Consider the following 12,560-nt stretch of genomic DNA (forward strand, 5'->3'; position numbering starts at 1 on the left):
GACTTCAAGAAGAAGCAGGAGGAAAAGAACAGTGAAAAAAACATTATATTTATTCGCTCTATTTATTGCGGCATTAAACCTGCGACCCATCATTACTTCCGTAGCATCCATGATGAGCATGATTCAAACCGAGTTAGGTATAAGCGCATTAACAGCAAGCCTTCTGACCACACTGCCTGTCTTGTGTATGGGATTGTTTGCTCCCGTCGCCACCGCGTTAAGTCAGAGGCTCGGTTTGGAGCGAACTATTTTTATCTCGCTTCTGCTCATCACACTCGCCACTGCACTTCGCAGTGTAGATCAATCTATTACCTTACTACTTGCTACCGCCTTAGTCGGAGGGATCGGCATCAGCTTTGCGGGACCGCTACTGTCAAGTTTTATTAAAAAGTATTTCCCGGCAAGCCCAGGCATAGTGAGTATTTACTCCGTATCGATGACGATTGGGGCAGCATTGGCATCCGGATTAACCATTCCGATTTATAATCAAAATCAACACAATCTTTCACTAGCCTTGTCCTGCTGGGCAGCTTTTGGTTTCATTGCTGTGATCTTCTGGACCTTACTCATTCGAAAAAACAAACCCTCCAGTAGCAGATCACAACGCGTTAAACTACCTCTGGGCAATAAAAAAGCGATTCAATTCACGTTGTTTTTTGGCTTCATGGCCAGCATGTTCTATAGCTTGACAGCTTGGATTTCACCAATCGCTCTTAGCTTCGGATACAGCGCACCAAACGCAGCGTTGCTTCTGACCGTGTTTACATTGATTCAAGTTCCTGTTGCATTACTGATTCCGAATCTTGTAAACCGCTCAGGAAAGATTAAGCTATGGCTTGTCTTGTGCAGTGTTTCTGAACTCATTGGTTTAGTGTTACTCTTGTTGCCTGTGCCCATGCTACCAGCCGTTATTTTTCTTGGTATCGGTGCTGGTGGATTGTTTCCACTAGCGTTGATGCTACCCATTATGGCAACAAATACGGCCGAGGAAGCAGGATCGTGGTCAGCGATGTCACAGATGGGAGGTTATATCATGGGTGCCTTCGGTCCACTTGTTATTGGATGGATCTTTGATCTCAGCGGACGGTTTAACGTATCCATTATTGCTATGCTGGTCATTGTAATGCTAATGATTAGTGTACAGTTATCCATGAACATGGGGAGAAAAGCTGTTGGAGCTCCTAAGGGTAATGAAGCGCAAAAAAGCTGATAAGAAAATTACCAAAATCAGGTTCGATCATTGAATTAGAGCTTTTAAGCTGTTACAGATCCTACACAAATTCACAGTACAAATCGCCGCAACCTATTCGTTTGAACAGGCTTGCGGCGATTGTTCATTCTATGCTTGTTCTGCAGCCTCCATAATGATTTCCCCCAGCGTCGGGTGAGGATGAATGGTCATGGCCAAATCTTCAACTGTCGCTCCCATTTCAATAGCAAGAGACAACTCGGAGATCAGCGTAGAAGCATCAGCCCCGACAATCTGTGCACCTAATACAAGCCCCGTCGTAGCGTGAGCTACAATTTTAACAAAACCTTCGGTTTCCTTTAGAGCGAGTGCACGGCCATTGATGGAAAAAACAGATTTTCCAACAACAATGGGAATGGATTTTTGCTTACATTCCGTCTCGCTAAGACCGACGCTAGTGATCTCCGGATGAGAAAACACAACTAGCGGAATAGCCTTGTAGTCGAGGATAGAGGGTTTACCTGCGATAACCTCTGCTGCAATTTTTGCTTCATACGAAGCTTTATGAGCTAGAGCAGGGCCTTGAACGATATCTCCAATAGCATAAATATGCGGGATGGATGTTCTGCACTGCCCGTCAATCTCGATCAAGCCTTGTGGAGTAGGGGAGAGAGCAATATTTTCAAGACCTAAAGTGCCGTCTGTGTTCGGTTTCCTGCCTACCGTAATTAACGCATATTCCGCTTGAACAATGCCGCGTTCATTCAGACGTGTATAGTGGAGATCGATGTGACTCGTATACTGGTCTGCTTCTGTCACTTTGGCTCCGGTTAAGACGGTTATGCCGTCCTTTTTCAGTTGACGAATAACAGGTTCAACAAGCTCTGCTTCGAATCCGGGCAAAATCTGTTCACCCCCCTCAAGCATCGTAACTTTGGTTCCAAATCTCGCAAACATCTGACCAAGCTCCACGCCAATATAACCGCCTCCAACCACAACAAGGCTTTCAGGAATTTCGGGCAGTGATAGCGCTTCGGTGGATGAAAGAATACGTCCGCCGAAGGGAAGAGCACTTATTTCAATGGGACGGGAGCCGGTCGCCAGAATGAGGTGCTTAAAAACGATTCGGTGCTGACCATCTTCAGCATGGTGAATCACGACAGTATGTGTATCTATTAAGCTAGCTTCACCTTCCAGAACAGTGACACCCGCTGTTTTCAGCAAAAACCGAACTCCTCCAGACTGCTTATCCACCACGGCTTGCTTGAAAGCCTGAGCCTCCTGAAAGGAAATACCCTTGTCCACAGCACCCCATTGCCTGCGTAAGGTAAAACGCTCCGCTTCACCAATTAGCGCTTTGGAAGGGATACAGCCTACATGTGTACATACGCCGCCGATCTGTTGACGCTCCACAACAGCTGTTTTCATCCCGAGTTGTGAGGATCGTAGTGCGGCTACATAACCTCCTGGCCCTGATCCAATGACCAGGGTGTCTACAACTTCTAATGCATTCATAATGGGCACCTCCGATGTAAAATATGATGATCGTAATATATTATAATCATCATATTTTAAAGGAGTCAATACTCCATTTATAATCACTCTTCCTCTGCTGAAAGTACTGATCTATGAATTGACATTAAATAATATGATAAATATAATATTTTAAAAACGATCGATATATACAGACCTAGGCAAAAAGGAGAGGAAGCACGATGCCTTATCCGAAAGGGCACAAACTCAAAGTTCGCAACCATATCATTACTAGTGCGGCTAAAGCATTCCGAACCCACGGCGTTCGAAATATAAGTCTTCCACATATTATGAAAGGTGCCGGACTGACACACGGGGGATTTTACTCTCATTTTGAAAACAAAGATCAGCTTGTGAAGGAGACCTGTCATTTTGCTATTAGTGACACTATGGAGATGCTACAAAAAGTTGCTGATAAAAACAAAAATGAAGATCAGTCTGCAATTGAGGCTGTCATTGATTTTTATTTAGGCTCCTTGCATCGAGATCAAACGGAAGTCGGTTGTATCCTACCTGCACTGTCAGGTGAAATTTCTCAGCTATCGGAGGAAATACGGCAGGCTTATACACGAGAGTTACAGCGTTTTATTACGTTTATTACAGAGTTGGCTGAAATAGATACTTCTGCCGGTTATGCGCTAGTGAGCAGTATGGTAGGAACCGTTGCTTTGGCACGTGCAGTCAGTGATTCAAAGTTCAGTGATGATTTGTTACAAGCGGGCCGTACACAGGCCAAACAAACGGTGAACGCTGGCTCCAAGTAACACCCAAATGAATTGATGAGTCAGATGAATGGGGGATTGATCGAATGATCATTAGAGAAGCGAGAACTTCAGATTATGCACAATTGAGAGAAATTTATTTGCATTCCCGGCGGGAGAACTTCCACTGGGCTAATGCCGATGAGATGACTCTCGAAGATTTTGACCGGGATACATCGGAAGAAGAGATTCTTGTGGCCGAATCAGGGGATCAAATCCTTGGATTTGCTTCACTATATGTACCTGACCGTTTTGTTCATAATTTGTTTGTGCACCCCAAGGCGGCTGGGAAAGGCGCAGGTAAACTGTTACTCCAGCAATCGATAGCCAGATTGGGGACACCCGTCACGTTAAAGTGTGTTTCAGACAATCATAAGGCGCTGTCGTTCTATAAAAAGCAGGGCTGGAAGACCGTTATCGAAGAGGGTGAACCAGGAGCGAGATACTGGGTGCTTGTATATAAATAGGCTCTAACGATATTTAGATGATTTTTGATACTTAGTTAACAGAGATGAGGGAGGATCAGACATGAACATTCAACAAATAAACAAAAACGGAGTATCCATCGCTTACGTCACGAATAACGAAACACTAATCTCGGATGTGCAATCGGCCTTAGACTTAATGGCAACCGTTAGATATGAATTGGACTCCAACCTGATCATCGTTAATAAATCGGAAGTTAGTGAAGCGTTCTTTGATCTGAAAACACGTCTGGCTGGTGAAGTACTGCAAAAATTCATCAATTATCAGACCAAAATTGCGATTATTGGCGATTACTCAGGCTATACCAGCAAAAGTCTGAAAGACTTTATCTACGAGAGTAGTAATGGTAATGATATATTTTTCGTTCAAGACGTGGAACAGGCTATTGAAAAATTAAGCAGCTTGAAAGCATAGAGCCAACAGATCGACTGTGTGGTCAAAATAAAGGATGAGCGTTCCTTCGATTAAAAATAATCGCATGAGCGAAAGACATATCTTATTTTCATTTGCATGCAGAAAATGTGGTTATACATCCATTTCAGGCAGGTGAGAATCAAGTGTGTCTTTTTTACATTTTATAAAATCAACTTAGTTTATCCAATATACAAAGTTCCGTAAACATGTTATTATCTCACCAAGTTCAAGTAAAAGGTGGTGCAAAGCTTATAATGGATCAACATCTTAAACGAGCGATCCTCAGCGGAAATACCTCGCTTGGTATTGAATTTGGATCAACACGGATCAAAGCTGTTCTGATCAATAACACGCATGAAATCATTGCTTCCAGTAGCTATGAATGGGAAAATCAGTGGAATAATCATTACTGGACCTATCATCCCCATAAGATGGTTCAAGGGTTGCAAGAAGTTTATGCTCAACTGAAGCAGCAGGTTATGAACAATTATGGAGTGATGCTGAACAGCATAGGCTCCATCGGTCTATCCGGCATGATGCAGGGTTATCTTGTTTTGGATAGCGCGGGAGAACTGTTAGTTCCCTTTCGGACTTGGCGTAATCTCACAACAAGTACAGCAGCAATGTTGTTAACCCGGGAATTCCGGTACAAAATTCCGGAGCGCTGGAGTATTGCGCACCTGTACCAGGCGATCTTAAACGATGAAGAGCATGTAAGGAACATTAACTATATAACAACGTTGTCGGGTTACATGCACTTTCTTCTAACAGGGAATAAAGCCATCGGTGTAGGGGATGCTTCCGGCATGTTTCCGATCAATAGGGCGACACGAGGATACAATGAAGGGATGATCAGGCAGTTTAACGAATGGATTAGTCATAAAGAATATCCATGGAAACTGGAAGATCTTCTACCTTCAGTATATTCGGCTGGTGAACATGCAGGCTATCTTCATGAAGCCGGTGCACGTCTCATCGACCCGTCTGGCGATCTACAAGCAGGCATTCCGTTCTGCCCTCCGGAAGGGGATGCAGGAACAGGCATGGTAGCTACGAATAGTATCCATACAAGTAGCGGCAGTCTATCCGCAGGAACATCTATTTTTGCTATGATTGTTCTGGATAAAGATATAGGGGTGTATCCCGAGATTGACATTGTGACTACACCGGATGGAAGTCCTGTTGGTATGGTTCTTGCCAACAATTGCACTAGTGATATCAATGCATGGATCAGAATTTTTCATGAGTTTTATGAAGCATTAGGATATAAAGCTGACGCCAGTCACTTGTTCCATGTTCTGTTTAATAAAGCCCTCGAAGCAGACCCGGATGGCGGCGGTTTGCTAAGTTATGGTTACTATTCGGGAGAAAAAATTACCGGTATGACTCAGGGGCGTCCGTTATTTGTTCGTTCTCCAGAGAGCCGCTTTACACTCGCTAATTTTATGAGGACACATCTGTTCAGTGCGTTTGGCACATTAAGGATCGGAATGGACATTTTAACGCAGAAGGAGCAAATAAAGGTTGACCAGATCTTGGCACATGGCGGACTATTCAAGATGCCCTTCGTTGGCCAGAAAATGTGTGCAGTTGCACTTAAACGTTCCCGTATTTGTCATGCCGACTGCTGGTGAGGGTGGTGCATGGGGTATAACCATATTAGCTTCCTATATGGTTTGTAAGGAGAAAAACGAAAGTTTGACAGATTACCTCCATCTGAAAGTATTCAAAGACATTGAAGCCCTGAAGATTGATCCGGACATTTCTGATGTGAACGGGTTCAACCGCTTTATGGAAAGGTACACGAAAGGAATAGCCATTGAGCAAGCAGCAGGCGATCATTTACAGAAAAGAGATGAAATCCATTGACTGAATTCGTTTGGGGAATATTCGCAGTAGATGCCTCTGCACACTTTCCTAATTTTTTTCCTATTGGCATGTACAGCACGAGGGAAGAGGCCGTGAAAGAAATCGACACTTTACCCCGAGATCACAATTATCAATTGCTGCGAATGCCGCTGAATCATAACTTTGCGTTTTACCACAAAAAAACGGGGAAGCTGGCAGGAATGGATTCAATCCATCACGAACATTTCCATTTTAAGGATGAAGGTTAACTGTAGCTCTTATTTTTCAGATGGACTAGACTATGCTCAAACGTTCTGGAGGAAAATCTTGTAAGATAGGGGCGATGTACGTTATGAATAAAACGATTCTGGAATTTGTGACTTGGGCTGAGTCAAACGGATGGATTGTAACTCTTAAATCCGAACGTGACCTCCATCTAGATCCTCGTTTACTCACTAGATACACGAATATTCCCGCGGAGTATACAGCGTTTTTGCGTGTGGTCAACGAATGTATGACACCTAACGAGCAGACGTGGTTTCTGTGTGAGGCTGACTACAACGATAGCTCTGATTCGGACTTTCACTGGAATGAATTTGAATTAATCAGCCTGGATGCAGCAGTGGACGATGAGGCGTGGCGATCAGAAATTACGGCATGGTGGGGTAAGTATCTGCCGATTATGATGTCTGTTCGTGATGAATATTCTTTTTATGCCATTGATTTAAACAACGAGATTGGTTCTATTGTACGGGGAGAAGAACCTGAGTTTGAAGAGATTAACAAAGTCGCAGACAATTTGCATCATTTTTTACGACAAATAATGTCCGATTCAATTAAACTTTAATAAGCAGTAACCCGTAGAAATACGTTCACAAGTTATACCACTTGTGTAAACATGGGAGAGCAGTCTTCTTTAAGAGAAGCTGCTTTTTTGAGTTTCCACTTTGTATCATTACCATTTTTAAACAAACCTTAAACATGACGTGGACTGGTTTTAAACAGAGAATGTTAAGCTGAACTTCATCACAGCAGAAGGAGTGTCAGCCTAATGAATCCATGGTACAAAAAGGTTTTATTATCCACAGCAGTAATCTGCAGCTTAAGTATGGTGTCTGTGAGTGCATCGGCGCATATGGCAGGTTCTTCTAAAGAGGGACAAGAGAGCCTTATGTCTTCTGATCTAATCTGGAAAGAACACGTTCGTACAAATGCCAAAACGATCACATCGGTCAAACTGGAAAAAGAGGATGAATACAATGATTTGAAGTTTCTGAAACCTGTTTTAGCAGATAAACAAATCGTTAGCTTGGGCGAAGCTTCGCATGGTGCCTCTGAGTACAATTCGATGAAAGTGCGGTTAGTTCAATTCTTGCATGAGGAATTAGGATTTAACGTCATCGCATTCGAGTCTAATCTTTCGGATACAGCTACTGCGTATTCACAGGTACATCAGACGACGCCGGAACAATTGATGAAAAATTCTATTTTTGGTGTGTGGCAGGTTAAAGAAAACTTGCCTTTGTTTGAATACATTGCAGCGCAGAGCAAGACCGATCATCCATTGATTTTAACCGGATTTGACGCACAAGGCCCAAAGGAATCTTTCATTACTTTCATCAAAGATTGGTTCGCCCAAGTCGATCCAAGTAAAGCGAGCGGTTTTGCTCAAACGGAACAATGGTATTTGAAAATGAACACGATTACCGACATGGATGAATTTAAAAAGCAGAAAAAGAAGATTAAAGAAAAATATCTAGCTCTTCAGCAATTCGTAAGCGAAAATCAAGATGAATTACATCAAGCACAGCCAAAACAATCCGACTTGGTACCCTTGATTGAACGTGTATTGCAAAACCGTTTGGATATGCTGGATAACTATCATCCACACATCATAAACATGTTTGCTGGAATTGACCCTGAGAAGCAGTTACAAATGGCGAGTTATGAACGTGATCGCGTTATGGCCGATAACCTGACTTGGCTTGCCAAAACGGTATATCCCAATGAAAAAATGATCGTATGGGGACATAACTATCACATTCGTAAACACAATTCTACGATGATCACAGAGCATAACGGTTATGATTTTGACGAGAATCCATATCCCACCATGGGGGAGCTTCTGCCTTATTCACTGAAACAAGCTAATTATGTAATCGGTTTATTTGCTTACCAAGGAAGCTCATCCAAAAATAATGGCGAAGAGGAACAGGTTCAATCTCATGACAAGGGTAGCCTGGAAGATATTCTAGGAACAGAGATGGGTGTTGCACGATTTATAGATCTGAGAGACCAAGCATTAAGCCCAGCGACGGAATGGCTGTTCACACCTCGCATAGCCAAAGCATGGGGCGTATTGGATGAAAAGATGATCCCTCGTGATCAGTACGATGGAATCTTGTTGATCCGCGACATTCATCCTTCAGCAAAGTAGAATTAGCACTAAATCTAATTTTTGCAAAAAATCTAAGGATACCTAATGAACTAAACGAGCCGAGCAAGTGGAGGAAAGTGCTCAGGACGTTTAAAAAAGCCGCTATTGAGCGGCTTTTTTAATTCTGTTTAGATTAGACTTTTTTACAATGTCATTTTTCAAAATATCTTTTTTCTAAAATGTAATTGATACTTCTTCTTATTTTTGGATAATGTCTACAATCTGTTTAAGCGCCTTTTTCGCTTCAGGTATAGGAAAGACGGGGAAGACATGATTCATTTTTGGATACTCAAAATAGTTTATGTCAACCGACTGACGAGCAGCTTTTTCTCTGAATTTTCGAGCATCCGGAAGGAAAAATTCATGTGTACCAATAAACAGGGAAATCTTGCCCAGATTTTTAATCTCTCCCTGAATAGGACTAACTAAATAATGTGTTCGCGGGGTTTCACCAGCGTACCTCTTTCCAGCTTCAACCAGCATGTCCCAATTCAACATCGGCTCTTTATCAATCATGGCAAGGACTTGAGGGTTATTTAGAGTGATATCAAGCCACGGAGAGAGTAGAATGATGTCTTTAGGCTGTGGCAATTCTTGCTCTAATAAATATTGTGCAAAGGCTAGAGAGAGACCACCTCCAGCAGAATCGCCCATGATGACGATATTTTCAGGTTTCGCTATTTTAAGCAGGTGTTGATACACCATCAGAACGCTCTCAATTGCATCCGTACATTGATAATTTGGAGCCTTCGGGTAAATCGGCGCATACACCGTGCAGTTTAATTGTTTCGTTAAGTTGTGTAGGAAATGCCAGTGCCATGTCAGTGGTTGCTCAACATATCCTCCACCAGGCAAATACAACACAATTCGTTCGTCGGAACGAGAATTGGATTTTAGTATATACGTATCCAAAGGCAGGTTACCGTCTTTAGTGATATTGTACTTCTGTTTAAGTTTAGCAGGGACCTGATAGGATTCGCTATTGATTTGACTGCGTTTCTCCATAAATTCATTTACGTCCAGCTTTTTTTTCGTGATTCTCAGCAATACTTCTACAAGAAAACTTCGTATACTCCGCATCATATCGCCCTCCTGTAATGAGAATACTTGATTTTAAACATAAAAGATATTTAAATATAATTTAGTATCATAAATATATATTTAAGGATAAGAGGGATGGAATGAATATTTCACAATTGCAATATTTATTATCTGCTGCACAGTGGGGTTCATTCACCAAGGCCGCAAATGTACATCACCTTACCGTGCCAACCATCAGTCAGTCGATCAAACAATTGGAAGAAGAGCTGAATACCGTTATTTTTCACCGAACAAAAAGGGGGGTCTTTCCAACAGCAGAAGGGGAATTGATTCTCCAGCATGCGGCAGCCGTTCTCAAAAATATTGAACATATGCAAGGTGCATTGCTTACTCTAAAAGAAGAATCCTTAGAGAGTATTACCATCTCCAGCATTCCGGGTTTTGTTCCTCAAGTGGTGCAGACGATGCTGGAATTGATGAAAACCTATCCGACACTTAGAGTCCAGATGATCGAGGGGGATACGCAGAAGGTAATGAAGGACGTTCAAGAGGGTCATGCAAATATGGGCTTGCTATCGTACCCAAAAAGCCAACGGAACACTTTATTTGATTGGGTCCCAATTGTTGAAGGTGACGCAGTATTGATCATGAACACCCGTTCACCTTTACGTTTTTTTAAAACGATATCGCCTGAAGACTTACATAATGAAGTATTTGTCCTATATAAAGACGAACAGATCGAAACAATCGCACACACATTAATGTCCGCCAATCATACCAACCGTATCGCCTTGATCACCAATAATATGGATGCATTATGTCAAATGATTGTTTATGGGAATGCCATCACGATCGCTCCCGATTTTATATTAAATGCGGTATCTTCGATCTATCTGGAACAATTAGTTACGGTTCCTTTGCAACAATTCAGCGCAGAGAAAGCCGTTCTAGGCAGAATCATACGAACAGATGAACCGATTTCTAAAATGGTGGGAGAATTTACAACCAAGCTGACAAATCTCGTGCAAAACACAAAAGGCTCTTCGTTGGATTAATCCATCGTGAGCCAGAGGAATTCATTAGGAAACACAATCAATATGCCTTCAGTGCTCAATTGGAGGGATTGTATCAAGCGTGGGCTGTGAAATATGCAATTTCAAATTCTCGTCGATTGATGCGTAAAAGATGTCCTCACTCTGGAGTCCCCGAGCAATAAGTTGTTCATCTAGCCAAGCTTCATCCTTGTTGACATATTCCAATACACGTTTTGAAACGTTGCCCTCAAGAATCAACGGATAAGCGATGCTTTGGTCTGTCTTCGTTAATCCTAAATCTTCGACGGTCACACTAGCCTTTAATGGGCTTTTGTGAACCGTCAATCTTCCGTTTGCCTCCAATATCGCAAGCTCAACCTCTTCCATATGAAATATATCTTTTTCACGCAACATTTGAAGGATGTTATCAATGGAATAACGGACTTGATGTAGATTGGAAACAATTAAATTTCCATTCGATATGACAACGGTCGGTTTAAATGTAATCCATTTGCCGAATGTTTTGTATTTGATCACCAGCAAAGAAACGATTCTTTGCATAAGTCCAATAAAAATAATGGCATAACCTGTAGGAATATGCTCTATCTCAGGGTCTGCAATATCTGCACCTACTACAGCTCCAAGTGCAAGTACCACAAGAAAATCAAATACAGGCAACTCCCCGATTGACCTTCTTCCCATAACAAGCCCCATCACTAGAAGCAGGGGGAAAATGGTTACGATCCGTCCTGTAACGAGAAGGAGATCTTTAACTAATTCCAATTCGTTTCAACTTCCTTTTAATTTGGATTTCTGTTGTCTGCGAATGCTTTGTATACACTATTTCCAATAGAAGAGGAGGATAAACGCTAGGAATTGCTGTGGATTTCACACCACGATTCGGTTTACGACGTATGGTCTATAACTTGCTTCCGATAATGTTGAGGCGTTACCCCCATCTGTTTACGAAAAATGAATGAAAAATAACTTGAACTTTGGAAACCGCATGCAAGTGCAATTTCACTTACGGATCTTCGTGTTTCTTTCAACATTTCACAGCTCTTCTGAAGACGATATTGCGTCACATAGTTATTGGGTGTCTGGCCTACATATTGATTAAACAATGTACAGCAACGACTCCTGCAAACCGCCCCGGCAGCTGCAATGTCTTCAAGTGATATTTTTTGATCATAGTTCTGATGAATAAAGCTTGTCATCTCCTGCACATGCGTTAATACGCCTGATTGTCCGGAAACAAACTGCAAGTGATCCCCAATAGCCGCACACAAAGCTAAGGCCTGTGACACTAAGCGAAAAGGATTCGGGGTAAGATGTTCCGTGTACATCTCCCAATAGATTTCCTGAATGGACTGTAACAGGCTTTTCTGCCAATCAATTTGATTCGTGAGAAACATAAAATCCGTCATCATGTGACCGAATTTTTGCTCCCAGTAAGAATGTAAAAATGACGTCTTCTCACCAAGGATTGAAGGATGAATGACAACCACAAGGAATACACAATCGCTGTGATCTGCAAGCGAGTAGCCGAAGTGCAAGCGCTGGCTATTCACGAAAATTCCTTCCCCTGGATTCAAACGTGTAACCTTTCCATTCACCGAAAAATTCATCGCGCCTTCCAGTACATAAATAAACTCCAGATCGATATGCCAATGAGCAACGGCTGCTTCGTTGTTAAATTGATGAAGATTTCCCTTTCTCACATAAAGCGGGAGATCAGGAAAGTTATATTTTAAACGTTCTGACAAATCGGAGAACACCTCTAAATTGGTCATCCTAATCCCCCTTAGCTAAAACAT

General features: G+C 42.2%; 11 protein-coding genes and 2 pseudogenes. 9 read left to right on the top strand and 4 right to left on the bottom strand.

The genetic code is table 11. The annotated features are described in order from the left end of the window. Window positions 1–31: 31 nt before the first annotated feature. Window positions 32–1,210 (top strand): MFS transporter, encoded by a 1,179-nt coding sequence (locus H7T88_RS08540; protein ID WP_221788094.1) that lies wholly within the window; start codon window positions 32–34, stop codon window positions 1,208–1,210. 129 nt (window positions 1,211–1,339) lie between these two features. Here H7T88_RS08540 and lpdA read toward each other — a convergent pair whose 3' ends face one another. Next, on the bottom strand, window positions 1,340–2,704 hold the full coding sequence (gene lpdA / locus H7T88_RS08545) for a dihydrolipoyl dehydrogenase (protein WP_221788095.1): 1,365 nt from the start codon (window positions 2,702–2,704) through the stop codon (window positions 1,340–1,342). A gap of 200 nt (window positions 2,705–2,904) precedes the next feature. Here lpdA and H7T88_RS08550 point away from each other — a divergent pair, with 200 nt between their 5' ends. The 7 genes and pseudogenes from H7T88_RS08550 to H7T88_RS08580 all read left to right on the top strand — a co-directional run bounded on the left by H7T88_RS08550 (window position 2,905) and on the right by H7T88_RS08580 (window position 8,668). Continuing rightward, window positions 2,905–3,486, top strand: coding sequence for a TetR/AcrR family transcriptional regulator (locus H7T88_RS08550; protein WP_154959170.1), 582 nt, complete (start codon window positions 2,905–2,907; stop codon window positions 3,484–3,486). Window positions 3,487–3,530: 44 nt separating this feature from the next. Next, window positions 3,531–3,950, top strand: coding sequence for a GNAT family N-acetyltransferase (locus H7T88_RS08555; protein WP_154959171.1), 420 nt, complete (start codon window positions 3,531–3,533; stop codon window positions 3,948–3,950). A 61-nt stretch (window positions 3,951–4,011) separates the two neighbouring features. Then, window positions 4,012–4,383 (top strand): DUF4180 domain-containing protein, encoded by a 372-nt coding sequence (locus H7T88_RS08560; protein WP_221788096.1) that lies wholly within the window; start codon window positions 4,012–4,014, stop codon window positions 4,381–4,383. A gap of 254 nt (window positions 4,384–4,637) precedes the next feature. After that, window positions 4,638–6,252 (top strand): annotated as a pseudogene (locus tag H7T88_RS08565) (xylulokinase). Then, a complete protein-coding gene (locus H7T88_RS08570) occupies window positions 6,249–6,500 on the top strand; it encodes a hypothetical protein (protein WP_090916224.1) in 252 nt (83 codons plus the stop codon). The pseudogene H7T88_RS08565 and the gene H7T88_RS08570 overlap by 4 nt, the downstream one beginning before the upstream one ends. An 83-nt stretch (window positions 6,501–6,583) precedes the next feature. Further along, the gene (locus H7T88_RS08575; protein ID WP_154959173.1) at window positions 6,584–7,078 is read left to right on the top strand and encodes an SMI1/KNR4 family protein; all 495 of its coding nucleotides are present in this window, start codon (window positions 6,584–6,586) and stop codon (window positions 7,076–7,078) included. A gap of 204 nt (window positions 7,079–7,282) precedes the next feature. Next, the gene (locus tag H7T88_RS08580) at window positions 7,283–8,668 is read left to right on the top strand and encodes an erythromycin esterase family protein (protein WP_221788097.1); all 1,386 of its coding nucleotides are present in this window, start codon (window positions 7,283–7,285) and stop codon (window positions 8,666–8,668) included. Window positions 8,669–8,866: 198 nt separating this feature from the next. Here the strand turns inward: H7T88_RS08580 and H7T88_RS08585 are convergent. Beyond that, a pseudogene (locus H7T88_RS08585) lies at window positions 8,867–9,760 on the bottom strand (alpha/beta hydrolase); the annotation flags it as partial. 89 nt (window positions 9,761–9,849) lie between these two features. Between H7T88_RS08585 and H7T88_RS08590 the strand changes: the two are divergent. Continuing rightward, window positions 9,850–10,764: a LysR family transcriptional regulator gene (locus H7T88_RS08590; protein WP_221788099.1), complete on the top strand. Its 915-nt coding sequence runs from the start codon at window positions 9,850–9,852 to the stop codon at window positions 10,762–10,764. A 48-nt stretch (window positions 10,765–10,812) separates the two neighbouring features. Here the strand turns inward: H7T88_RS08590 and H7T88_RS08595 are convergent, their stop codons facing one another. Both H7T88_RS08595 and H7T88_RS08600 read right to left on the bottom strand, forming a co-directional pair. Continuing rightward, window positions 10,813–11,526, bottom strand: a complete 714-nt coding sequence (locus tag H7T88_RS08595; RefSeq protein WP_221788100.1) for a DUF421 domain-containing protein — start codon at window positions 11,524–11,526, stop codon at window positions 10,813–10,815. Between the two features lie 122 nt (window positions 11,527–11,648). After that, window positions 11,649–12,536 carry a helix-turn-helix transcriptional regulator gene (locus H7T88_RS08600; RefSeq protein WP_221788101.1) on the bottom strand — a complete coding sequence of 296 codons (888 nt, stop codon included), beginning with the start codon at window positions 12,534–12,536 and terminating at the stop codon, window positions 11,649–11,651. Between the last annotated feature and the right edge of the window lie 24 nt (window positions 12,537–12,560).

It is taken from the genome of Paenibacillus cucumis (ex Kampfer et al. 2016) (assembly GCF_019748695.1).
Lineage (GTDB): Bacteria > Bacillota > Bacilli > Paenibacillales > Paenibacillaceae > Paenibacillus > Paenibacillus polysaccharolyticus.